The sequence below is a fragment of the Propionibacterium ruminifibrarum genome (assembly GCF_900289195.1).
Taxonomy (GTDB): domain Bacteria; phylum Actinomycetota; class Actinomycetes; order Propionibacteriales; family Propionibacteriaceae; genus Propionibacterium; species Propionibacterium ruminifibrarum.
On sequence record NZ_OMOH01000002.1, the window covers coordinates 298,359 to 321,098 of the forward strand.

Below are 22,740 nucleotides of genomic sequence, written 5' to 3' on the forward strand. Positions count from 1 at the left end.
CGAACTCCTTCTGCCCCCCCAGAATCCCACAGATCCCAAATCGGTCCGTATCTCGCCGGGGAGCGTGCGAGACGGCCTCACACCAGCCGGTGCTCACCCGTGATGACACGCAGCCGAGCCTCAGCGGACGAATCGGGCGCGAGGCCCCCGACGGAAGCGTCTCGGCCGCCCGTTCCCGCTTTCCGAGCCCGCCCGCGTGGACTAACCTGCCCAACGTGACCGTCTTGCCCGTCCACGGCGGTGCGCCCCGTTCACGCTGGGCGCGGCTGCTTGGTGTCCTGTGGTCGTCGCTCCTGGTGAGCACGGTGCTGCTCGCCGGGGTTCCCGCACGCGCCATGGCTGCTCCACGCCCCGACTCCGGGCGCGTCGTGAGCATGGACGAGCGCATCGAACTCGACGAGCGGGGCGTCGCGCGGGTCCGCGCCGAGCTCGTCTTCGACGCCGGCCAGACGCCCCTCGACGGCCCCGTCATCCAGATGCCGCGCCGCATCAGGGTCGCCGATGACGACGGCCCCCAGCGCTACCGCATGATCGGGACCAGCGACGTGAACGTCACGAGCTCCAGTGGCGCGAACACCGAGCTGCGCATGGACAGAACACTGGACAAGCGCATCTACAGCATCGGCAGCCGCACCGCGAGGGTCACCGGCGTTCAGCGCTACACGATCACGATGACCGTCTCGGGGCTCCTCACCCCGGGCAACGAGCTGGACACGTTCTCCTGGCCGATCATCCTCGACGGCGGCCCCGCCTGGGACCGGTTGACAGCCGTCGTCATCGCCCCGGCGGCCTCGCGCGATGACGGTTGCAGCTCGTCCGGCACCGCAACCTGCCAGACCTTCGCCTCGGGCACCGTCACCCGCTTCTCGGCCCGGGACGTGGCGGCCGGGGACACCCTGACCATCCAGACCCACTACCCGCAGGACTCCTTCCAGGACGTCGACGAGTCGTACACGACCGTCAAGACTCTGGCCGATCGCTTCCCCCTGGACGGCCCCGACCTCATCGGCGCGGTGGTGATCCTCGTCGTCGGTTTCGGAGCCGTCCTCGCCTATGTCGTCCTGGTCAGCCGCGACCACCGCTGGGCCAGCCCGGTCCCGGGCACCATTCCCCCGCCCCCGGGCACCCGGGTCGTGCGCGGTGTCGCCCGTCACGTGCCGCAGCGCTCCAGCCCGCCCGACGCCCGCCCGGCCGAGGTGGGCATGCTCATCGACGCCCGGCCCGAGTTCTCCCACATCACCGCGACGATGCTCGACCTGGCCGTGCGCGGTTTCTTGACGATTCACCGCGAGGAGGATCACGCCTGGACCTTCCGGCGCACCACCAAGGAGGCCGGTTCACTGGAGATGTACGAGCGGACGGTGCTGAAGAAGATGTTCCCGAAGGTGAAGGGGCGCATCGTCACCGTCACCAGCACCCAGCAGATCTGCAACACCAAGGGCGGCTTCCTCACCACCATGGAGGGCATCGAACGACGCATGAGCGAGCTCGGCTGGTTCCGGGTGGCGCCGAACAAGGCACGCACCCGCTGCCGCGCGGTCGGCACGATCGTCGGTCTGAGCGGTCTGCTCTCGGTCGTCCCCCTCGCGGGCCTGTTCGGCCTGGGCCTGTGGTCGGTGGCGATCACCATGATCGGTCTGCTCATCCTGGCCATCATCCCGTTCATGCCCTCGCGCACCCCGGTGGGCAGCGCGGTGCGCGAACAGGCGCAGGGCTTCCGCTCGTTCCTGGCCGACCTCGACCCCGACAGCGTCGACTGGGTGGAGTCCGGCAACATCTTCGGCCGCTACCTGCCGTGGACGGTCACGTTCGGTGTCTCGAAGGCCTGGATCGATCGTTTCCAGGAACTCACCGACGAGGGCCGCTACCGGCCGAAGTTCATCTGGTATGAGGGATTGTCGGCCTCCCCCCGGCGTGACCAGGGCGAGCTCGAGGCGCTCAACCACTTGGTGTCCGACTTCTCGTTCGCGCTGGCCCTGGCTGCGCGCTACGCCTCGACGGGTTTGGCGGAGGACGGCAGCACCCCGTAGGGGATTCGCGCGGGACCGGTTTCAGCCCGCCGGGGCGAGCAGCCGGGGAAGCACCTGCGTCAGGGGCTCGTCTAGGCGGATGTCGGCCAGCTCATCGGCCCTCGTCGCCCCGTGGTTGATGATGACGACGGGTTTTGCGGCCCTGGCCATGGCCCGGACGAAACGCAGCCCCGACATGACCGACAGGCTCGACCCGGCCACGAGCATCACCTCGGCGGCGTCGCACCAGGCGAAGGCGGAGGCCACGCGGGCCCTGGGCACCGGCTCCCCGAAGAAGACGACGTCGGGCTTGAGCAGGCCACCGCACCAGGGGCAGTCCGGGACGACGAAGTCCTGCCAGGCCTCGACCTCTGCGTCGGCGTCGGGGCGCAGCTCGGCCTGCACGACACCGCCATCGGGCGACACCGCCGGGTTGAGTTCGGCCATGCGCTCCTGCAGGCCCCGGCGGGCCATGATCCGCCCGCAGCCCAGGCACACCACGTCGGCGCTGCGTCCGTGCAGGGTGATGAGCTGCCGGCTGCCGGCGGCCTCGTGCAGCCCGTCGACGTTCTGGCTGATGATGCCGATCATCGGACCGACCGTGTCCTGGTGCTCCCAGCGGGACAACGCGTGATGCGCCTCGTTCGGCACGGCCCGGTCGAGACTGGCCCAGCCCTGGAAATTCCGGGCCCAGTAGCGCCGCCGGGTCGCCGGATCGGAGATGAAGTCGCCGTACAGGATCGGTGTGGCGCGCACCGCATGGGGCCCCCGGTAGTCGGGCACACCCGAGGCCGTGCTCATGCCCGCACCGGTCAGGACGACGGCCCGCCGACCGCTGAGCAGCTCACGGGCCTGCTCCCAGGTGCCGTGCACATGGGTGGAGGGCCGCCAGCTGCTCGTCGCCTGGCGCGCGTGGAGCCGGATCCCGGCCGTCGGTGCATCGGTCACGCCCACCAGGGTAGCCCCGCGCCCCCGTCGCTCATCCGGACGCCGGGGCGGGCGGGGCGCGCGAGGCCCGGGTCACCGGGCGCGAGTGACCGGTGCGTCAGACGCGGGCCCACTCGGGGCCGGTGGCTGCGAGCTCCTCGTCCAGCTTGCGGAACAGCGGCACCGGTTTGCTCAGCGGAGTACCGGCCGCGACGGGCCGGGAGGCCCACACCGCCTGCTGGCTGGCGTAGTCGCCCGTGAGCACCGGGTAGCCGTGGCCGGCCTCGCCGTCGTCCTCGGCGACGTGCTCGATCCGGGGCTGGGCGGCCCAGACGCCCTCACCGCCCAGCATCTCGAAGACCTTCTGCGCGGCGTGCGGCATGAAGGGCGTGAGCAGCGTGTTGGCGTCCTGGACCACCTGCAGCGCGGTGTTGAGGACGGTGTCCCGCCGGGCGGGATCGTCCTTGAGCTTCCAGGGCTCCTGCTGGGAGATGTACTGGTTGGCCAGGCCCACGATGCGCATGGCCTCGGTGATGGCGGCCTTGAACCGGCACTGCTCGATGAGGCCGCCGACGGTGCCGAAGGCGTCCTGGGCGGCGTCGAGCAGCTCCTGGTCGGCCCGGGTGCGTTCACCGGCCTCGGGGATGGCGCCGTTGTTCTTGAAGGCCATCGAGATCGAGCGGTTGACGAGATTGCCCCACTCGTTGGCCAGTTCGTTGTTGTTGCGGCGGACGAACTCGTCCCAGGTGAAGTCGGTGTCCTTGTTCTCGGGCCCGGCCACGGCGATGTAGTAGCGCAGCGTGTCGGGGCCGAACTCGCGGAGGAAGTCGCCGACGTAGATGACCACGCCGTGGCTCGTGTCGACCTTCGAGCCCTTCATCGTGAGGAACTCGCTGGAGACGACCTCGGTGGGCAGGTTGAGCGCGCCGAGTTCGGCGCTGCGGGTTCCGCCGCGGCTGCCCTCCCCGTTGAGACCGAGCAGCATGGAGGGCCAGATGACCGAGTGGAAGACGATGTTGTCCTTGCCCATGAAGTAGTAGGAGCGGGCCTGCGGGTCCTGCCACCAGGCCTTCCAGGCGTCGGGGTCGCCGGTGCGCCGGGCCCACTCGATGGAGGCGGACAGGTAGCCGATCACCGCGTCGAACCACACGTAGATGCGTTTCATGTCCTCGTCCTGCCAGCCCTCGACCGGCACCGGGACGCCCCAGTCGAGGTCGCGGGTGATGGCGCGGGGCTTGAGTTCCTTGGCGAAGTTGTAGCTGAAGTTCAGCACATTCGGCCGCCAGTCGGTGCGCGAGTCGAGCCAGGCCATGAGGGCGTCGGCGAGTGCCGGCAGGTCGAGGAAGAAGTGCGTGGTCTCTACGAACCTCGGTTCCTCCCCGTTGATCCTGCTGCGCGGCGAGATGAGGTCGGTGGGGTCGAGCTGGTTGCCGCAGTTGTCGCACTGGTCACCGCGGGCGCCGTCGAAACCGCAGATCGGGCAGACGCCCTCGACGTAGCGGTCGGCCAGGGTGCGGCCGGTGCTCGGCGAGATGGCGCCGAGCTGGGTCTGCTCGATGATGTAGCCGTTCGCGTGGAGGGTGCGGAAGATCTCCTGTACCACGTGCTGGTGGTTGCGGGTCGTGGTGCGGGTGTACAGGTCGTAGCTCAGCCCCAGGCCGGCCAGGTCCTCGACGATGATGCCGTGGTACTTGTCGGCGGTCTGCTGGGGTGTCAGGCCCTCGGCCTCGGCCTTCACCTGGATCGCCGTGCCGTGCTCGTCCGAGCCGGACACCAGCAGCACCTGGTGACCCGCCATGCGCATGTAACGCGCGAAGACGTCGGAGGGGACGCCGAACCCGGACACGTGCCCGATGTGGCGGGGTCCGTTGGCGTAGGGCCAGGCAGCAGTCGCGAGGATATGGGCGCACATGCGGCCAAGAATAGTAGGAGCACCCCTGGCCACGCGCACCTGCTCAACCGCGCGCTCCCCCGCCGCGGTACCCGGTCGGCGCCTGCGCACACGCTCGGTGGCCGTGTCGTGGTCCGCAGTCGGCGCCCGGCGGACGACCCGGCCTCGCGGTACACGCCCGCGGGCATGGAGGAACCGCGGGCGAGCCGATAGTCTCGGGGCATCCCATCGGGCCGCCCCCGCCGGCCCGCCCCTGCCGGCCCAGGAGGTCACATGAGCAACGATGTCGTGTTCGAGGTCGCTGACGGCTCGGCGGTCCTGCGCCTGAACCGGCCGAGAGCGCTCAACGCCCTGACCACCGAGATGTTCGAGGCGATCGCCCCTCGGCTGACGGCTTGGCGCGACGATCCGTCGATCACCTCGCTGCACCTGTACGGGGAGGGGCGGGGCTTCTGCGCCGGTGCCGATGTGCGCGCCATGCGCCAGATGATGCTCGACGGCGGCGTGGCGCCGGCGTTGGAGTTCCTGGCCCTCGAGTACGCCACCGACAAGCTCGTCGCCGGCTTCGGCAAGCCCGTCACGGCGCACCTGCACGGCATCGCGATGGGCGGCGGCCTGGGCCTGTCGATGCACGGCACCCGCCGCGTCGCGGCCGCCGACCTGGCGATGGCGATGCCCGAGGTCCAGATCGGCCTGTGGCCCGACGTCGGCATGACCTGGGAGCTCTCCCGGCTGCCGGGGCAGGCCGGCGCGTGGCTGGCCATGACCGGACGGACGATCGACGCGGCCACCGCCTACGGGCTGGGGCTGGTCGACGAGGTCGAGGGCATGGACGCCGCGCCGGTGCTCGACCTGGGCTGGGTGGACGAGTGCTTCGCCGGCGACGACCCGGCCGCGATCCTCGCGCGGCTCGAGTCCAGCAGCGACGAACGGGCACAGGAGGCGGGCCGCGAGATCCGGGCCAAGTCGCCGCTGTCGGTGTGCGTGTCCCTGGCCGCGGTGCGCCGCGCGGCCTCGATGGCCGGGCCGGCCGAGGTGCTCGACCAGGACCTGCGGATCGCCCGCGGCCTGCTGCCCGACTGCGACTTCGTCGAGGGCGTGCGCGCCCAGCTCGTCGACAAGGACCGCGACCCGCACTTCGGGCACGCGCGCATCGAGGACGTCGACCCGGCCCGGGTGCGGGCCATCGTCGGCTGAGACGCCCCGCATCGCCCGGTTTCAGGACCTGGCCGCGGTGCCCTGGGCGAAGAGCAGCCGCCAACGCGGGCGGCCGAGCGCGTCGTCACGCACCCACACCGAGCTGCGCAGGCTCGACGCCGTCCTCGTGACGGCCCGCCAGCGCAGCAGCACGGCGTCGGCGCCCAGGCGGGTGGCGCCCAGCTGCTCCAGCCGGGTCTCGCGTTCGAGCGGGGCGATCTGGGCGATGAGCCGGCTGCGCGTCCAGATCCGGCCGTTGGCGTCGTACTCGACGTAGTCGGGGTGCAGCAGCACGCGCAGCAGGTCCTGGTCGGACCTGACGGGGGCGGTGAGCAGGCTGCGTTCGGCGTCCCAGACCTCGGCCAGCTCGTCACGGGGCCTCGGGGGCTCGCTGAACAGGTCCGGTTCGGCGGCGACGGGGTCCGGGGCGCCCAGCACGCTCGGCGCGGACGGGGCGCGTCCCGCGGTTCGGTCCGCGGCGGCGCCGGGCCGGTAGCCGGGACCGGGATCGGGTTCGCGGTGCTGCTGGTAGGCGGTGGCCGCGGCACGGGCCCTGGCATCGGCGGCCTCGTTCATCCGGTGCCCGGCATGGCCCTTGACCCACTCGAAACTCACGTCGCGGCCCTCGAGGGCCTCGTCGATGGCCTGGAGCAACTTGACGTTGAGGACGGGCTTTCCGTCCTTCTTCCGCCAGCCGCGTCGCTTCCAGCCTGGCATCCACTTGGTGACCGAGTTGATGACGTACTGCGAGTCGCACAGGATCCGCAGCCCCTGGTCGGCGTCGACCGCGGTCGCCCGCAGCAGGTCGAGGACGGCCATCAGCTCGCCCATGTTGTTGGTGCCGCGCGGCCAGCCGCCGCTGGCCCAGTGCTCGTCGTCGATGTACCAGGCCCAGCCGGCCGGGCCGGGGTTGGACAGGGACGAGCCGTCTGCAGCAGCGATGATCACGGACCCATTGTGCCTGGTGGCTCCCTTCGGAGCGCGGCACCGCTCGCGGACCCGAGGAGCGGACCTACACGACACCCGCTCCCGTCGTGCGCTACCCTGCCCTGGGCTTAAGCAGGTATTCAGTTCTGCTTAACACCCGCACCCCCACCACTTCCATGAGGACGACCGGCAGGACGGAGCACACCGCATGAGCACCATGGCATGGCAGATCGTGGCGATGGTCGTCTACTTGGCGGCCATGGTGTGGATCGGCTTCTGGGGCAACCGGCAGACGGTCGACCTGGGCGACTACATGCTGGGTGGGCGGCGCCTGCCCCCGGCCGTCTCGGCGCTGAGCGCCGGAGCGGCGGACATGAGCGGCTGGCTGCTCATGGGCCTGCCCGGCGCCGTCTACGCGTCGGGCCTGGTGGAGGCCTGGATCGGCGTCGGCCTGACCGTCGGCGCCTGGTTCAACTGGAAGGTCGTCGCCCCGCGGTTGCGCGCCTACACCGAGATCGCCCGCAACTCGATCACGATCCCGAGCTTCTTCGGCAACCGCCTGCACGACACCAGTGGCGTCCTGCGCATCGTGACGGGCCTGATCATCCTGGTCTACTTCACCTTCTACATCTCCTCGGGCATGGTCTCCGGCGGCACCTTCTTCGAGTCGAGCTTCGGCCTGCCCTACATGTGGGGCATGCTGCTGGTCGCCGTCGTGACCGTGGGCTACACGCTCGTCGGAGGTTTCCTGGCCGTCTCGTGGACCGACGTCGTCCAGGGCCTCATGATGCTGGTCGCCCTCGTCGGACTGCCCATCGTCGGCCTCGTCCACGTCGGGGGCCCCGGCGCGGCGATCGCCCAGATCCGCGCCGTCGACCCCGATCTGACCTCGCTCATCCGAGGCGGCACGGTCATCGGCATCGTCTCGGCCCTTGCCTGGGGGCTGGGCTACTTCGGCCAGCCGCACATCCTCGTCCGTCTCATGGCGCTCAGCTCGCCGGCCGAGGCGGGCCGCGCCCGCCGCATCGGCATCGGCTGGATGATCCTGTCCTACCTCGGCGCCGTCGCCACCGCCCTCATCGGCGTGGCCGTCTACCGGCACGACACCGGGCGACTGGACAACCCCGAGACCGTCTTCATCACGCTGGCCCAGCTGCTCTTCCACCCGCTCATCGCCGGATTCCTGCTGGCCGCGATCCTCGCCGCGGTCATGTCGACGATCTCCAGCCAGCTCATCGTCACCTCCTCGGCGCTGGTCGAGGACCTCTACCGGGGCATCACCCACCGGCAGCTCTCCCCCACCGGCGGCGTGTGGGCCGGGCGCATCGGCGTGCTCGCCGTGGCACTCGTCGCCATGGCGCTGGCCGCCGGGCGCAACGACACGATCCTCGGTCTCGTCGCCTTCGCCTGGGCGGGCTTCGGCGCCGGCTTCGGCCCGACCACCCTGCTCAGCCTGTGGTGGCGCAGGCTGACCACGGCCGGCGCGGCGGCCGGCATGATCGTCGGCGCCGCCCTCGTGTTCATCTGGGATCACCTCGGCGACGTCTACGGCGGCATCTTCGAGCTGTACGAGATCCTGCCCGGCTTCTGCGCGAACCTGGTCGTCGCGGTCGTCGTCTCGCTCCTCACCCGCCGGCCGGACGACGCGATCGACGCGGAGTTCGCCCGCGCCGTGGAACTGGCCGAGGCCTGACCCCTGCCCAAGCCGCCGGTTCTCTGACACAATCCGAGTATCCGAACCCCCCGGCCGTCAGGAGCCCCATGTCAGTACCCGGCACACCCCCACCCGGCTGGTACCCCGACCCGGCCGACCCCGCCTCCGGGCGCCTGCGGCACTGGGACGGCGCCGCCTGGGGTCAGGACACCCGGGGCGGGCAGGGCACGCCAGGCGGCGGGTCCTCCGGCGGCTGGGGGCGCCGCGTCCCATGGCTCGTCGCAGTGATCGCCGTGCTCGTCGTCGCCGCGGTCGCCGTCGTGCTCATCGGGCGCGGACGCGGTGCCCCGGACGTCGAGGACACGAACACGGCGGCGCCGACCGGCACGCCCTGGGACGAGATGAGCACCCCGGCGCCGTCATCGCCCGACTCCTCCAGCGCCACGCCCGGCGGTCCCTGCCTCACCGTGATGACCACCACCGACGCGACCCCGGCGAGCGGCGAACCGCTCACCGCCGGCGCCCTGACGATGCCCGCCCCCGACGGCTGGTCCGGGCCGATCCGCGAGTCACGGGTGCCGAACTCGGACACCGGCTGGGCCTACTACACGCGGCTGGGCATCGACATGCCGGGCTGGGTGGCCCAGCAGACCGTCGGCACGATGCGCCCGGAATCGTTCACCACGACCGAGCAGACCGCCCTCGACATCCTGACGTGCCTGCCCGGCAGCGCGATGTACCGGTCCGTGACGGCGACGGTCACCGAGCAGCAGGCCACCTCGATCAGCATCGACGGCGTACCGGCCAGCCAGGTCGACGCCACCCTGGCGATCGAGAGCGACCGGCTGGCGACCGAGGCCTCGGCGATCCGCATCATCGTCGTCGAGGCCGACGACACGGCGAGTTTCTACCTCTCGGCGATCCCCGTCGAGCGCCCCGATCTGCAGGCGATCGCCGACCGGACCGCCGGCGCGCTGAGCATCGCCGGCTGACCGCCTCGGCACCACCTGGGGGCGGCTCGTGTGGTCGGCCGGCGATGCCGGGCAGCGGGTGTCAGCGCAACGAGGTGTGGTGCTCGATCGAGTCGACCGCCCAGACCGCCAGGACGGCGGCGAGCAGGAGCGGCATGGCCATCGACCCGATGCCCATGACGGTGGGTTCCCCATTCGTGCGGATCGCCTCGAGCAGGGGCGTCGCCATGTCGCCGAGGACGATCCGGCGCTCGGCCATGTCCACGCCGACCGGGATGAAGAGGGTGCCCACCACCGACAGCACCTGGCTGACGACCTCGAGCAGGACGAAACCGATGACCGGGGCGCCGATGCCGAGCCGGTTCCACCGGGACCGTGCGCCGATGCTCATCACCGCCGCGCACTCCACGACGAGGCACAGCGTGGAGACGATCATGGCGCCGACCCCGGCCCAGAAGAAGCCCTTGCCGATGAGATCGATGGGCTCCCACAGCAGCTCGTCCAGCACCTCGCCGATCGTGCCGTCGGCGGGCAGATAGTGCAGCCAGCCGCTCAGCAGCAGCATGGCGGGGACGAGGACGAAGCAGGCCAGGGTCCAGATGCCGGCATGGGTGAGCTTGGCGGCGAAGATCTGCCGGCCGCGCACCGGCAGGGCGAAGGTGAAGTAGCCGCGCTGTCCGTACATCGTCTGCCAGTAGGCGAGGCCCAGGTAGACGAGCAGGATGGCGGGCATGGCGAGGAGGACGACCAGGGCCAGTACCGCGCAGAACTGGCCGAGGACGGGCACCGGGAGCATGCCGAGCCCGGTGAGGAGCAGGCCGGTGAGCGAGTCCAGGCCGACGATGACGAGGCAGGTGCGGCCGTGCGAGCGGAACTCCTGGCCGACGAGGGTGGTGAACATCAGCGGTACTCCTTGCGGAAGAGGGCGTCCAGGCTCATGCCGTGGCGTTCGCGCAGGTCATCGGCGTCACCGGCCATGAGGACGGCGCCGTCGCGCATGAGGACGACCGAGTCGACGATCGCCTCGATGTCGGCGATGAGATGGGTGGAGATGAGCATGAGGGCGTCCGGGTCGAAGTCGCGCAGGATGCCGCCGAGGATCACCTCGCGCGCCACCGGGTCGACGCCCGAGATGGGTTCGTCGAGCAGGAAGACCCGGGCGCGCCGGCTCATGACGAGGGCGATCTGGAGCTTCTGACCCATGCCCCGGGACATCTCCTTGAGTGAGCGGTCCGTGGGCAGGCCGAAGAAACGCACCGTCTCCCAGGCCTTGTCGGCGTCGAAATCGGCGAAGAACCTGCTGTACAGCTCGATCGCCTGCCCGGGTCTGAGGGCCGGGTCGAGGAAGTCGGCGTCCCCCAGGAACGAGACGATCGCCTTCGTCTCGGGGCCAGGCGCCGAACCGTCGATCGTGACCTCGCCGGTCCAGTCGGCGAGCAGGCCGGCCAGCACCTTGATGAGGGTGGTCTTGCCGCACCCGTTGGCGCCGAGCAGCCCGACGATGCGCCCGGCGGGCAGGTCGAGGTCGAGCCCGGACAGGGCCGGTGTGTGCCCGTAGCTCTTGGACAGGGCGGCCGCGTGGACGAGCGGCGGGGAGCCGTCCGGGGCCGGTGGGATGGCCAGTGGTTCACGCCTGGGGTCAGTGTTCATCGGAGTCGTCCTGGTTGTCGTCGTGGTCGCCGGCACCGGCGCCGTGGGCGCCCGGCCAGCACTCGGTGAGCAGGTCGACGGCCTGGTCGAGGTTGAGGCCGACGGCCGCCGCGTCGTCCCGGTAGGCCCTGGCGGCTCCCATGGCGAGTTCGCGGCGGATCGCCTCGACCGTCCCGGCGCCCGCCGCGACGAAGCGCCCCGCGGTGCGCTCGGTTGCGGTGAGACCGGTGCGGTCGAGCTCGGTGAGGGCGCGCTGCACGGTGTTCGGGTTGACCCCGGCCTCCTGGGCCAGCTCGCGCACGCTGGGTACGCGCGATTCCGGCGCCCACTGGCCAGTGACGATGCGGCGCCGGAACTCCTCGACAAGCTGAACCCAGATCGGCCGGGTGTCATCCACCTGCACAGGTGTCCTCCTGCTGATTCGCATGGCCCGGGAAACCCCGAACCATTTGTATTAATACACTAATACAAAGATACAGTCGTCGGCAACCGATGGGCCGTCCGGTCTCAGCGGCCGCCGGCGGCGTGGATGAGCGCCTCGGCGGCATCGAGGATGTAACGGGTCTGGCCCTGCCAGTCGACCTCCTGGCCGCGGTACGGCCCAGTGGCCAGGGAGATGGCGACCCCGGCGGCCCTCAGACGCAGCTGGACGGGGTCGACGCGGTGGTCGAAGACCTCCAGCAGGTCGTTGCGCAGCACCGTCACCCGGGCCGTCTGCACCGGGTCCATGCGCTGCACGGTCGACAGGTGCGCGATGAGGCAGGCCAGGTCGTCCACGCGCTGACCGGGCCCGCAGGCGTCGACGTCGAGGAGTCCGACGATCCGCCCGGCGGCCAGATGGACCTGGCCCTCGTGGAAGTCCCCGTGGGTGGGTTCGGTGCCGTAGCCCGAGCCGGTGATGCCGCCGGCGATGGTGGACGTCATGGCCTCCAGGCGCTCCGTCTCGGCGGGCAGCTGGGTGGCGACGATGCCCGCGTAGTGCGCCGTGGCGTCGGCCCACGCGGCACGCCGCGGCAGGGTGGAGAGCTCACTGGGCAGGGCGTCGAGCAGCGCGACGATCTGCTCACCTCTCACCTGCGGTTCCGGTTCGAAGAGCAGACGGGCCATGGGCAGGCCGGGGAGGGCCTCGGTGATGAGCAGATGGTCTGCGGTGACCCCCATGATCCGGGGCACGGGCAGGCCGGCGCGGGCCAGGATCTCCTGCCGCGAGACGGTCCGGTCGAGCTGCTCGGGCCCCTGCGCCTTGACGTAGAAGCTCGACCCGCCGGCGACATCGATTCTGATGACGGCACGCCGCCTGGGCCGGTAGCTGATGACGGTGATGGTCAGCCTCGCCGGATCGAGGTCACCGGCGATCAGCCCGCGGCGGGCCAGGATGCCGAGGGCCGAGTCGGCCCGGGTGATGCGCGCCAGCCCCGGCAGGTCGGGGTCATCGGGGTAGATCCAGGTGGCCACCCGGTGGCCGTGTCGTTCGAAGATCTGGGCGCCGGCGTCCTCGGCCGTGGGCCCGCCGAGGCGGGCGGTGATGCCGACGAGTTCCGTCCGTCCCGCGTCACCGGCGATCTGCGCCTGGTAGGTGACGGTGAGTGCCCTGCCGGGCTCGTGATCGACGTGGTCGAGTCTGGCACCGGTCATTTCACGGCCCCGCGCGGCCAGCACGGCCGAGACGAGCCCGATGGCTCCGGGTCCGGTCAGCTCCGCCACGATGCGGGCGTCCTCGCGCGCGGCGCGCGCCGACGCGCCGATGTGGGGGGCTGACCGGTCGAGTATCACGGGATCACACCCGGGATCCGTTCATCGGCGTGCTCCACCCCGGCTGCCGGGTGGGCGAGCGCCCGTGGGTCAACGGCTGGGACGGCCGGGCTGGAGTCCAGGTCACCGGCGGCCTGATCGCCGGTGGGGGCCGCGGGGTGACTGCCCTCGGCGGGCAGGGCCTGGACACTGAGCCAGGCGATGCGCCGCCCATCCATCTGGGTGACGCTCATCTGGAACAGGTCCTCGGGTGCGGCCTCATCGCCGGAGCCGTCGGCCCCGGCCGGGGCCAGGGCGACGGTGATCGTCTCACCGACCTTCGGGATGGCCCCGACCCGGGCCATGAAGTATCCGGCCAGCGTGTCATAGGGCCCCTCGGGGAGCAGGTGACCGGTGAGGTCGGCGAAATCCTCGAGTGTGGTCATGCCGTCGATGTCACGTTCCAGGCGGTGACGGCGGGTCTCGGGGTCGATGACGTCGTACTCGTCGGTGATGTCCCCGATGAGCTCCTCGACGAGGTCCTCGAGCGTCACGATGCCCGCGGTGCCGCCGTACTCGTCCAGGACGATGGCCAGGTGCGAGTGGGCTCGGCGCATGTCGGACAGGGCGCGCGGGACGCGCACCGTCTCGGGCAGGCGGAGCACCGGGCGGACGATGCGGTGCAGCCTGGTGCCGCGGGCATTCGCCGCGGGTCCCATCAGGTCGCGGACGTGCAGGAAACCGAGCACCTTGTCGGGCGAGCCGTCGATGACGGGATAACGGCTGTGCGGGAAGCTCTGAACCCGGGCCATGGCCTCCGCGACGGTCATGTCACCGGGCAGGAACTCGACCTCGGTGCGGGGCACCATGACCTCGCGGATCGAGTGCTCGCCGGCGCTGAAGACCTCGTCGACGATGTGCTTCTGGTCGGCGCCCAGCGAGTTCGCGTTGATCACCATGGCGCGCAGTTCCTCGTCGCTGACCGCCTCCTTGCTGGCCTCCGGGTCCATGCCGGCAAGCCGCACAAGCAGGTTGGTGCAGAAACCGAGCGCCCAGATGAGGGGACGGAAGAAGCGGGCGATCCCGTTGATGAAGGGGGCCAGGGCAAGGGCGATCGTCTCGGGGCGCTGCAGGGCGAGACGTTTGCTGAACAGCTCGCTGATGACGATGGAGCCGAACGAGATGAGTGCCGTGACGACGATGACGGCCAGCACCCTGGCAGCGGACGCGCTGAGACCCCAGCCGGCGAGCAGGGGCGCCACCCACTCCCCCGCCAGCGAGTCGGAACCGAACGCCGATGACAGGAAACCGGCCAGTGTCACGCCGATCTGCACCGCGGAGAGGAAGCGGTTGGGGTTGCCCGTCAGCTGCTCGACGGCCCTGCCGCGGCTGCCGCGCCGGGCGAGCGAGGCGATCTGGCTCTCGCGCAGGGAGACGAGGGCCATCTCGGCGGCCGAGAAGACACCGCCGATGAAGAACAGCAGGAGGATCAGCCCGATGGACGCCCACAGCGGCATGTCAGCATCCCCTCGTGGCGTCGGCGGCGGAACGAGCCTGACTGTGCCCCTCCGAATCGGGGCCGGCCTCGAGGGAGACGCTTCGGGCGTGCAGGTGGCTCACGTGTTCAGGATATCCGCACCGCACGGGCCCTGGGCGGATGACGCGGGTCCGCCTCCGGGTGGGCCCCGTCCGGGGCGGACCCTCAGGCCAGCGCCCGGGCCAGTTCCTCGTCGAGAGCGGCGAGGAACTGTTCGGTGGTCAGCCAGGGCTGGTCGTCACCGACCAGCAGCGCCAGGTCCTTGGTCATCCGCCCGGACTCGACGGTCTGGACGCAGACCCTCTCGAGGGTTCTGGCGAACTCGGTGACCTCGGGGGTGCCGTCGAGGGCGCCGCGGTGCTTCAACCCGCCGGTCCACGCGAAGATCGAGGCGATCGGATTGGTGCTGGTGGCCTCGCCGCGCTGGTGGGCGCGGTAGTGGCGGGTGACGGTGCCGTGGGCGGCCTCGGCCTCGACGGTGCGCCCGTCGGGTGTCATGAGGACGGAGGTCATGAGACCCAGCGAGCCGAAGCCCTGGGCGACGGTGTCGGACTGGACGTCGCCGTCGTAGTTCTTGCAGGCCCACACGTAGCCGCCCTCCCACTTGAGGGCGCTGGCGACCATGTCGTCGATGAGGCGGTGCTCGTAGGTCAGCCCGGCGGCGGTGAACCGGTCCTTGTACTCCTCGTCGAAGACGCGGGCGAAGATGTCCTTGAAACGGCCGTCGTAGGCCTTGAGGATCGTGTTCTTGGTGGACAGGTACACCGGGTAGCCGCGCTGCAGGCCGTAGTTGAAGCAGGCGCGCGCGAAGCCCTCGATGGACGTGTCCAGGTTGTACTGCACCTGGGCGATGCCGGAGCCCGGGTAGTCGTAGACGACGTGCTCGATGGGTTCGGACCGGTCAGCCGGGGTGAAGGTGACGGTGAGGCGGCCGGGGCCGGGCACACGGAAATCGGTGGCCCGGTACTGGTCGCCGAAGGCGTGACGGGCGACGACGATCGGCTTGGTCCAGCCGGGCACCAGGCGCGGGATGTTCGAGATGACGATGGGCTCGCGGAAGATCGTGCCGCCCAGGATGTTGCGGATCGTGCCGTTGGGCGAGCGCCACATCTTCTTCAGGCCGAACTCTTCGACGCGGGCCTCGTCCGGGGTGATGGTGGCGCACTTGACACCGACGCCGTGTTTCCTGATCGCCTGGGCGGCGTCGATGGTGATCTGGTCGTTGGTGGCGTCCCTGCTGGTGATGCCCAGGTCGTAGTACTCGAGGTTGACGTCCAGGTACGGCAGGATGAGGCGGTCCTTGATGAACTGCCAGATGACACGGGTCATCTCGTCGCCGTCCAGTTCGACGACGGTTCCCTCGACCTTGATCCTGCCCATTGCTGCGCCTTCCGCCTCGGTGCCTCTCGATGTCAAGATATCCGACGGCTCTGGTTCGCGGCCTCCCCGACCACGCACTGGGCCATGCCGCGACGACCCCGGCGCCGGCGGACGGCAGACCCAGCCACGGGGCCGGAGCGGTTCGGGCACGACCGCACGAATGAGCGGCCCCCTGCCCGCCACGAGAACGCCGTCACGCGGTAGTGTCAGCGTTAACTCACCTACTCGATGGACGAGGAGAATCTCTTGAGCACTACACCCGTCAAGGTTGCCGTCACCGGCGCCGCCGGCCAGATCTGCTACAGCCTGTTGTTCCGCATCGCCTCCGGTTCGCTGCTCGGCGACACCCCAGTCGAACTCCGCCTGCTCGAGATCACCCCGGCTCTGCCGCGCCTCGAGGGCGTCGTCATGGAGCTGGACGACTGCGCATTCCCGAATCTCGCCGGCGTTGAGATCGGTGACGACCCCGAGAAGGTCTTCGACGGCGTCAACCTGGCCATGCTCGTCGGCGCCATGCCCCGCAAGGAGGGCATGGACCGCAGTGATCTGCTGAGCGCCAACGGCAAGATCTTCACCGCTCAGGGCTCGGCCCTCAACAAGGTCGCCGCCTCGGACGTGAAGGTGCTCATCACCGGCAACCCGGCCAACACCAATGCGCTGATCGCCATGGACAACGCTCCCGACATCCCGAACGAGCGGTTCAGCGCCCTGACCCGCCTCGATCACAACCGCGCCAAGACGCAGCTGGCGAAGAAGCTGGGCGTCAACGTCGGCGAGATCACGAACATGACCATCTGGGGCAACCACTCCAACACCCAGTACCCCGACCTGTTCAACGCCAAGGTCGGCGGCAAGTGCGCCTACGACCTGGTCAACGACCAGGCCTGGTACGAGAACGAGTACATCCCCACCGTCGCCAAGCGCGGCGGTGCCGTGATCAAGGCCCGCGGCGCCTCCTCGGCTGCTTCGGCGGCCAATGCGACCGTCGAGGCCATGCGCGACTGGGTGTACGGCACGCCCGAGAATGACTGGGTCTCGATGTCGGTCGTCTCCGACGGCTCCTACGGGGTCCCCGAGGGCCTCATCTCCTCGTTCCCCGTCACCGTCACCGACGGCAAGTACCAGATCGTCCAGGGGCTGGAGATCAACGACTTCGGCAAGCAGAAGATCGCCGAGACCGTCGAGGAACTCCAGACCGAGCAGGGCGCCGTGCGCGAACTCGGCCTCATCTGATCACTGTTCTGCGACCGCATCGGCGGGTCGTCCCCGGTGGGCGGCCCGCCGATGTGCGTTGGCGCCGACTGCGGCCTCGTCCTGGCAGGCGGGTTCAGAGGTGACAGGTCTGGGTGTAACCGATCTGCTCGGTGTAGGCGCGGGTCTCCGGGGTGACCTCGGAGAAGGAGCCGTCGGCGCTCTCGGCGAGCGGCAGTTCCCGCGCCTCGGCATCGGAGGCCCCGGCGAGCGAGGCCAGCTGCCACAGATGGGTTCTGGTGTCGAGCTGGATGTCCGGGGCGATCCGCCATCCCAGGCGGGCCCAGCTGCCCGGCTGCGTCTTCAGCCGGGCGGCGATGGTGCCGAAGACCTCGCCGGCCCGGCGGGCGCGACCGGCCTGGCCCTCCGGGTCGTCCACCCAGGCTCCGTCGATGAGCACCTGGCCCTGACGGCTGCGCACGTAGGCCAGCGCCGTCTGGCCGTCGACGTGATGCGTGCCGGCGGTGATGTCGAGACCGGCCCGCTCGTCGCGCTTGTCGTGCTGGACGGTGATGTCGATGCCGCCGAGGGCGTCCACGAGTTCGACGAAGGCCCGCAGGTTGACCGCCACCACGTGGTCGGCGGGGATGTTGAGCGTCAGGCAGGTCTGGTCGACGAGGGTCTGCGGGTCGTCGCGCCAGGCCAGGCCGAGCCGGCCCGGCAGGTTCTTGGCCGCTTGGTAGTGCACGTCGCGTCGAACGCTCGTCAGGTGCCACTGGCCGCCGCTGCGCGTGGCGACGAGGATGACGTCGGCGTTGGCGACGGCATCGCGGTGCCCGTCCTGGTCGCCGATGTCGGTGCCCTCGGCCTGCTGCGTCCGGTCGTCGAGCCCCAGGATCAGCCACGTGCTCGGCCCGTCGGCTTCGGGCATGCGCAGCTCGGCGTCGGCGAAGCGACGATCGGCCACTCCCACCGCGGTGGCGCACAGCAGGGCGAGAAGAACGACCAGGGCCACCAGGCACGACAACACCCGGTGGCGTCGGATGAGACCACCGGGTGCTGTCATGGTGATGGACGCGCGGGGCGTCAGTGCTTGCGGCGCAGGACCGCGGCACCGGCACCGGCCGCGATCACGCCGGCCAGGCCGAGACCGGCCAGGTCAGCGGCGTCAGAACCGGTCTTCGGCAGGGCCTGGGGGCGGTCGCTGCTGGTGTTGGTCACGGGGGTGTCGCTCGGAACCGACTCATCGGTGCCGGCAGTGGCCTCACTGTTGTCACCGGCGGTCTCGGGGGCGTCCCAGTAGTAGCCGGTGCTGGCCATGATCGAGTTGCCCCCGGCATCGGTACCGACGGCCTCGAGACGGAAGTTGCCGCTCTCGTCGTAGGGCAGGACGACGGACAGCGTGATGTTGCCGCTCTCGTCGGCGGTGATGGTCCAGGTGTGCAGGACGGTGTCAGAGGCGCGGTTGTAGTCGGCATCGGCGTCGTACAGGTTGACCGTCACCTCGGAGTTCGGGGCGTAACCCGAGCCGGTGATCTCGACGGTGTCGCCCGAGGTCCACGAGGACGGGGTGATGTCGAGCACGCCCTCCTGGTTCACCGAGTCGCTCGCCGAGGCCTCGGTGGCGTTGGCGTCGTAGGTGTTGCAGTACAGCTCGGCGGTGACGACGCCCGTACCGATGTAACCGATCTGGACGGTGTCAGTCTGGGCGGTGCCGTCGTGGCTGGGCACCTCGACGGCACCCTGCTCGACGCCGCCGAGGGAGACGACGATGTTGCCGCCCCAGCCGTCGGCGCAGTTCACGTCGGCCGTGATGTCATGGGCCGAGGGCTGGTTCAGGGTCAGGGTGTCGGCGGGGTTCGCCATGGCACTGCCCGCGCCCAGCACGATCCCCGCGCCCACGAGGGCTGCGGTGGAAAGACCGGCCGCGGTCTTCTTCAGAATCGACATAGTCAGGGTTCTCCTAGTGGTTCTGGGCGCACCACCCTGGCACACCCGGAAGTGATCCCACCCTAAGACAATTCTCGGATTTCTCTCAAGAAACCCACGAAAATGGCTCCTCACTTTCTCCACCTGATATAGCATAATACCTTGTCGCGTTAGCTTTGAGATAATAAATTGAATTATCCATCATCTCAGCTGGAGAGAAGAATTTCTCAGTAGAACGCCCTGATGAGCCGTAGGGGGAAGCCATTCGGGGCGGCCTCACCGGCACGTCCGTGAGCACGACGCGGGGCCCACGGAGACGGCAGCGCGGTCGGCGTCACTGGGGCGGGACGACGAGCGCCACGAGCCAGATGATGGCGCCTGCCCCGAGCATGCACAGCACGTCGAACCAGCGTTTGCGCACCGCGAGCATGCCGGCCCACCGGGTCGGCAGCGCCCAGCGGACGATCCCCGCGGCCAGGGCGGCCGCCCCCATGACGAAGGCGCCGCGCCGCCAGTGCCCCGAGGCGGCGACGACCATACCGGCGACGAACAGGGCCAGAACGGCCAGGGCCGGCGCCTGGAACCGGCGCGGTCCGACCGCGGGGTCGGCTCCGAGCGGGGCGACCCGCTCGGCCGGGGGAAGATCCGTGGGCAGCATGGGCTCCTGCCCGGGCTCGGTGGTGCTCACGGCTACTGCAGGACCGCCAGCGCCTCGGCGCGGTCGACCACGTTGGCCAGCAGCATCGCACGCGTCATCGGGCCGATACCGCCGGGGTTGGGCGTGACATGACTGGCGACGTCCCACACGTCATCGGTGGCGTCTCCGACCGGCTTGCCGTTGACGCGGGTGACGCCCACGTCGACGACGACGGCGCCCGGTTTGATCATGCTGGCGGTGATGAGCCCGGGGCGGCCTGCGGCACCGATGACGATGTCCGCCCGGCGGGTGTGCTCGGCGAGATCCCTGGTACCGGTGTGGCACAGCGTGACCGTCGCGTTGTTCTCGCGCGCGGTGAGCAGCAACCCCAGCGGACGCCCGACCGTGGTCCCGCGCCCGATGACGCACACGTCCGCTCCGTCGAGCGGGATCTCGTAGCGGCGCAGGAGCTCGACGATGCCGCGGGGCGTGCACGGCACCGGCCCGGGCTGGCCGAGGACGAGCCTGCCGAGGTTGTCCGCGGTGAGGCCGTCGGCGTCCTTGTCGGGGTCGATGAGCTCGAGCACCCAGGTGGGATCGATGTGGGACGGCAGCGGCAGCTGCACGATGTAGCCGGTGCACATGGTCGAGTCGTTGAGCACCCGGATCGACCGTTCGACCTGCTCGGGGGTCGCGTCGGCCGTCAGATCGACCCGGAACGACTCGATGCCCACCTGTTCGCAGTCACTGTGCTTGCCGTTGACGTAGATCTGGCTGGCGGGGTCGTCCCCGACCAGGACGGTGCCCAGACCCACGGTCACGCCCTGCTCGCGCAGGGCGTCGACGCGCACCTTGAGCTCGGCCTTGATCTGGTCGGCAACGGCCCTGCCATCCATCCGAATTGCTGTCATACGGCACACACCTTGTCTCGAGGTCAGTGGAAGAAGTGTCGGTTACCGGTGAGGTACATCGTGACGCCGGCCTGCTGCGCGGCCTCGATCGTCTGGTCGTCACGGATCGAGCCGCCGGGCTGCACGATGGCGCGAACGCCGGCATCGATGAGGATCGCCGGGCCGTCGCTGAACGGGAAGAACGCGTCCGAGGCCGCCACCGCGCCCGCCGCGCGCCCCGCGGAGCGTTCGACGGCCAGGCGGCAGGAGTCGACACGGTTGACCTGCCCCATGCCGATGCCGACGGAGGCGCCGTCACGGGCGAGCAGGATGGCGTTGGACTTGACCGATCGGCACGCCTTCCAGGCGAAGAGCAGGTCGGCCAGGGTGGCCTCGTCCGCCGGGTCACCGGCCACGAGCCGCCACCCGGCGATCTCGTCGCCCGGGGCGTCCAGCCGGTCCGGCTCGCTGAGGAGGAGGCCGCCGGAGACCTCACGCCACATGTACGGGTCCGGGCGGTAGTCCTCGGCCTTGAGGATGCGCAGGTTCTTCTTGGTCTGCAGGAGTTCCAGGGCGGCCGGATCGTAGTCGGGTGCGACGATGACCTCGGTGAAGATCTCCTTCACCGCTTGGGCCATCTCCAGGCTGACGGGGCGGTTTGCCGCGATGACACCGCCGAAGGCCGACAGCGAATCGCAGGCGTGGGCCTTGCGGTGGGCCTCGGCCACATCGGCGCCGACGGCGATGCCGCACGGGTTGGCGTGCTTGATGATCGCCACGGCCGGCTCGTCGAAGTCGTAGGCGGCGCGGCGGGCGGCGTCGGTGTCGGTGTAGTTGTTGTAACTCATGGCCTTGCCGCCGAGCAGTTCGGCGCCCACCAGGCCGGCGCCGGCGGTCGCGTAGACGGCGGCCCGCTGGTGCGAGTTCTCGCCGTAGCGCAGGTCACGGACCTTGGTTGCGGCGAGACCGGTGAAGGAGGGCATGCCCTCGTCGGTGGTCTGCTCGGCCAGCCAGCTCGCGACGGCCGTGTCATAGGCGGCGGTGTGGGCGAAGGCCCGTGCCGCCAGGGCGCGACGCTGGGCGAGGGTGAAGCCGCCATCGGCCAGGGCCTGGATGAGCTGGGGGTACTGGTCCGGGCTGGTGACGATCGCCACCGACGGATGATTCTTGGCCGCTGCGCGAACCATCGAAGGACCCCCGATGTCGATCTGCTCGATGCAGGCGTCCGCGTCGGCGCCGGAGGCGACGGTCTGGGTGAACGGGTAGAGGTTCGACACGACCAGGTCGAAGGGCTCGACGCCGAGTTCACGAAGCTCGTCGCGGTGCGCCTGGAGGCGCCGGTCCGCGAGGATGCCGGCGTGGATCATCGGGTGGAGGGTCTTGACCCGGCCGTCGAGGCACTCGGGGAATCCGGTGACCTGCTCGACCGGGGTGACGTCGAGACCGGCGTCGGCGAGCCTGGCGGCGGTCGACCCGGTGGAGACGATCTCGACGCCCGCCGCGGCCAGGGCCTGGCCGAGCGGGACGAGCCCGGTCTTGTCGTAGACGCTGACCAGTGCGCGCCGGATCTGGGTGCGGGTTGTGTCCTCGCTCATCATGTGCCCTTTCTCGTGGCGGGCTGCCGCCCCGCCGTGTGCCGGGCCGCCAACTCGTTGACGGTCTTGACCAGCAAGGTGCGTTCTGACACCTTGATTCGCTCGTGCAGTGTCGGCTCGTCGTCTCCGGGGAGGATCTCGACGGGAACCTGGGCGATCATCTGCCCCGTGTCGACGCCCTCGTCGACCCAGAAGATGGAGCAGCCGGTGCTCGTCGCCCCCGCCTCGAGGGCGTCACGGACGGCATGGGCTCCGGGGAATGCGGGGAGCAGTGAGGGGTGCGAGTTGATCATGCAGCCGCCGAACCGACTCGTGAACGGTGCACCGAGGATCTTCATGAAACCGGCCAGGACGACGAGATCGGGCCGGTACTCGGCCACGGCGTCGGCGAATGCCCGGTCCCAGGCCTCGCGTTCGACCGAACCCCGGGCGAGGAGCCTCGGCATGGGCACGGTGAAGGTGGGCACGCCCGCCTTGCGGGCGCGCTCCATGCCGGTGCAGCTGCCATTCTCCGAACCGACTGCCACGACGTGGGCCTCCAGACGGCCCTGCGACTGTGCGTCGAGAAGGGCCTGCAGGAGCGTGCCGGAGCCGGAGACGAGGACGACGACGCGATAGGCCACG

Annotated in this window: 20 protein-coding genes; 5 read left to right on the forward strand and 15 right to left on the reverse strand. The window is 70.2% G+C overall.

Translation table 11 applies throughout. From position 1 onward, the window contains the following. Positions 1-215: 215 nt before the first annotated feature. On the forward strand, positions 216-2,030 hold the full coding sequence (locus PROPJV5_RS03350; protein ID WP_182858552.1) for a DUF2207 domain-containing protein: 1,815 nt from the start codon (positions 216-218) through the stop codon (positions 2,028-2,030). A 21-nt stretch (positions 2,031-2,051) separates the two neighbouring features. Here PROPJV5_RS03350 and PROPJV5_RS03355 read toward each other — a convergent pair whose 3' ends face one another. Then, complete coding sequence (locus PROPJV5_RS03355; protein ID WP_119715001.1) at positions 2,052-2,957, reverse strand: Sir2 family NAD-dependent protein deacetylase; 906 nt, start codon at positions 2,955-2,957, stop codon at positions 2,052-2,054. 97 nt (positions 2,958-3,054) lie between these two features. Beyond that, complete coding sequence (gene metG, locus PROPJV5_RS03360) at positions 3,055-4,848, reverse strand: methionine--tRNA ligase (RefSeq protein ID WP_119714907.1); 1,794 nt, start codon at positions 4,846-4,848, stop codon at positions 3,055-3,057. A 252-nt stretch (positions 4,849-5,100) separates the two neighbouring features. Here metG and PROPJV5_RS03365 point away from each other — a divergent pair, with 252 nt between their 5' ends. Beyond that, on the forward strand, positions 5,101-6,024 hold the full coding sequence (locus PROPJV5_RS03365; protein ID WP_119714908.1) for an enoyl-CoA hydratase/isomerase family protein: 924 nt from the start codon (positions 5,101-5,103) through the stop codon (positions 6,022-6,024). A 21-nt stretch (positions 6,025-6,045) separates the two neighbouring features. On the opposite strand, the gene PROPJV5_RS03370 is transcribed toward PROPJV5_RS03365, so the two are convergent. After that, on the reverse strand, positions 6,046-6,972 hold the full coding sequence (locus tag PROPJV5_RS03370) for a ribonuclease HI family protein (protein ID WP_119714909.1): 927 nt from the start codon (positions 6,970-6,972) through the stop codon (positions 6,046-6,048). A 187-nt stretch (positions 6,973-7,159) separates the two neighbouring features. Here PROPJV5_RS03370 and putP point away from each other — a divergent pair, with 187 nt between their 5' ends. Together putP and PROPJV5_RS03380 are read left to right on the forward strand one after the other, a co-directional pair. Continuing rightward, a complete protein-coding gene (putP, locus tag PROPJV5_RS03375) occupies positions 7,160-8,644 on the forward strand; it encodes a sodium/proline symporter PutP (RefSeq protein ID WP_119714910.1) in 1,485 nt (494 codons plus the stop codon). A gap of 68 nt (positions 8,645-8,712) precedes the next feature. Beyond that, the gene (locus tag PROPJV5_RS03380; protein WP_119714911.1) at positions 8,713-9,597 is read left to right on the forward strand and encodes a DUF2510 domain-containing protein; all 885 of its coding nucleotides are present in this window, start codon (positions 8,713-8,715) and stop codon (positions 9,595-9,597) included. Positions 9,598-9,658: 61 nt separating this feature from the next. Here the strand turns inward: PROPJV5_RS03380 and PROPJV5_RS03385 are convergent, their stop codons facing one another. The 6 genes from PROPJV5_RS03385 to PROPJV5_RS03410 all read right to left on the reverse strand — a co-directional run bounded on the left by PROPJV5_RS03385 (position 9,659) and on the right by PROPJV5_RS03410 (position 15,874). Further along, positions 9,659-10,477 carry a hypothetical protein gene (locus PROPJV5_RS03385; protein ID WP_119714912.1) on the reverse strand — a complete coding sequence of 273 codons (819 nt, stop codon included), beginning with the start codon at positions 10,475-10,477 and terminating at the stop codon, positions 9,659-9,661. Then, positions 10,477-11,226, reverse strand: a complete 750-nt coding sequence (locus PROPJV5_RS03390) for an ABC transporter ATP-binding protein (protein WP_119714913.1) — start codon at positions 11,224-11,226, stop codon at positions 10,477-10,479. The genes PROPJV5_RS03385 and PROPJV5_RS03390 overlap by 1 nt, the downstream gene beginning before the upstream one ends. Then, positions 11,216-11,623, reverse strand: coding sequence for a GntR family transcriptional regulator (locus PROPJV5_RS03395; RefSeq protein WP_239018376.1), 408 nt, complete (start codon positions 11,621-11,623; stop codon positions 11,216-11,218). The genes PROPJV5_RS03390 and PROPJV5_RS03395 overlap by 11 nt, the downstream gene beginning before the upstream one ends. Before the next feature lie 110 nt (positions 11,624-11,733). Next, positions 11,734-12,999 (reverse strand): phosphotransferase, encoded by a 1,266-nt coding sequence (locus tag PROPJV5_RS03400; RefSeq protein WP_119714915.1) that lies wholly within the window; start codon positions 12,997-12,999, stop codon positions 11,734-11,736. Then, a complete protein-coding gene (locus PROPJV5_RS03405) occupies positions 12,996-14,474 on the reverse strand; it encodes a hemolysin family protein (RefSeq protein WP_119714916.1) in 1,479 nt (492 codons plus the stop codon). Before PROPJV5_RS03405 ends, PROPJV5_RS03400 begins: the two co-directional genes overlap by 4 nt. A 185-nt stretch (positions 14,475-14,659) precedes the next feature. After that, entirely contained in the window at positions 14,660-15,874 is a 1,215-nt protein-coding gene (locus PROPJV5_RS03410) for an NADP-dependent isocitrate dehydrogenase (RefSeq protein WP_119714917.1), read from the reverse strand. Positions 15,875-16,120: 246 nt separating this feature from the next. Here PROPJV5_RS03410 and PROPJV5_RS03415 point away from each other — a divergent pair, with 246 nt between their 5' ends. Further along, a complete protein-coding gene (locus PROPJV5_RS03415; protein ID WP_119714918.1) occupies positions 16,121-17,107 on the forward strand; it encodes a malate dehydrogenase in 987 nt (328 codons plus the stop codon). A gap of 94 nt (positions 17,108-17,201) precedes the next feature. Here the strand turns inward: PROPJV5_RS03415 and PROPJV5_RS03420 are convergent, their stop codons facing one another. The 6 genes from PROPJV5_RS03420 to purN form a co-directional block, all read right to left on the reverse strand. Next, positions 17,202-18,131, reverse strand: a complete 930-nt coding sequence (locus PROPJV5_RS03420; RefSeq protein ID WP_119714919.1) for an LCP family protein — start codon at positions 18,129-18,131, stop codon at positions 17,202-17,204. Between the two features lie 20 nt (positions 18,132-18,151). Further along, the gene (locus PROPJV5_RS03425) at positions 18,152-19,015 is read right to left on the reverse strand and encodes an LPXTG cell wall anchor domain-containing protein (RefSeq protein WP_182858553.1); all 864 of its coding nucleotides are present in this window, start codon (positions 19,013-19,015) and stop codon (positions 18,152-18,154) included. Between the two features lie 313 nt (positions 19,016-19,328). Then, complete coding sequence (locus PROPJV5_RS03430) at positions 19,329-19,682, reverse strand: DUF3017 domain-containing protein (RefSeq protein WP_220474314.1); 354 nt, start codon at positions 19,680-19,682, stop codon at positions 19,329-19,331. Between the two features lie 2 nt (positions 19,683-19,684). Continuing rightward, positions 19,685-20,542 (reverse strand): bifunctional methylenetetrahydrofolate dehydrogenase/methenyltetrahydrofolate cyclohydrolase, encoded by an 858-nt coding sequence (locus tag PROPJV5_RS03435; RefSeq protein ID WP_119714922.1) that lies wholly within the window; start codon positions 20,540-20,542, stop codon positions 19,685-19,687. Positions 20,543-20,565: 23 nt separating this feature from the next. Further along, on the reverse strand, positions 20,566-22,116 hold the full coding sequence (purH, locus tag PROPJV5_RS03440; protein WP_220474315.1) for a bifunctional phosphoribosylaminoimidazolecarboxamide formyltransferase/IMP cyclohydrolase: 1,551 nt from the start codon (positions 22,114-22,116) through the stop codon (positions 20,566-20,568). After that, entirely contained in the window at positions 22,116-22,739 is a 624-nt protein-coding gene (gene purN / locus PROPJV5_RS03445) for a phosphoribosylglycinamide formyltransferase (RefSeq protein ID WP_119714924.1), read from the reverse strand. The genes purH and purN overlap by 1 nt, the downstream gene beginning before the upstream one ends. Between the last annotated feature and the right edge of the window lies 1 nt (position 22,740).

What these genes read in the sequence shown, in the direction of transcription:
- metG (WP_119714907.1), bottom strand. Translation starts at nt 4,848, where the DNA reads ATGTGCGCCCATATCCTCGCGACTGCTGCCTGGCCCTACGCCAACGGA.
- PROPJV5_RS03365 (WP_119714908.1), top strand. Translation starts at nt 5,101, where the DNA reads ATGAGCAACGATGTCGTGTTCGAGGTCGCTGACGGCTCGGCGGTCCTG.
- putP (WP_119714910.1), top strand. Translation starts at nt 7,160, where the DNA reads ATGAGCACCATGGCATGGCAGATCGTGGCGATGGTCGTCTACTTGGCG.
- PROPJV5_RS03380 (WP_119714911.1), top strand. Translation starts at nt 8,713, where the DNA reads ATGTCAGTACCCGGCACACCCCCACCCGGCTGGTACCCCGACCCGGCC.
- PROPJV5_RS03385 (WP_119714912.1), bottom strand. Translation starts at nt 10,477, where the DNA reads ATGTTCACCACCCTCGTCGGCCAGGAGTTCCGCTCGCACGGCCGCACC.
- PROPJV5_RS03390 (WP_119714913.1), bottom strand. Translation starts at nt 11,226, where the DNA reads ATGAACACTGACCCCAGGCGTGAACCACTGGCCATCCCACCGGCCCCG.
- PROPJV5_RS03405 (WP_119714916.1), bottom strand. Translation starts at nt 14,474, where the DNA reads ATGCCGCTGTGGGCGTCCATCGGGCTGATCCTCCTGCTGTTCTTCATC.
- PROPJV5_RS03410 (WP_119714917.1), bottom strand. Translation starts at nt 15,874, where the DNA reads ATGGGCAGGATCAAGGTCGAGGGAACCGTCGTCGAACTGGACGGCGAC.
- PROPJV5_RS03420 (WP_119714919.1), bottom strand. Translation starts at nt 18,131, where the DNA reads ATGACAGCACCCGGTGGTCTCATCCGACGCCACCGGGTGTTGTCGTGC.
- PROPJV5_RS03425 (WP_182858553.1), bottom strand. Translation starts at nt 19,015, where the DNA reads ATGTCGATTCTGAAGAAGACCGCGGCCGGTCTTTCCACCGCAGCCCTC.
- PROPJV5_RS03435 (WP_119714922.1), bottom strand. Translation starts at nt 20,542, where the DNA reads ATGACAGCAATTCGGATGGATGGCAGGGCCGTTGCCGACCAGATCAAG.
- purH (WP_220474315.1), bottom strand. Translation starts at nt 22,116, where the DNA reads ATGAGCGAGGACACAACCCGCACCCAGATCCGGCGCGCACTGGTCAGC.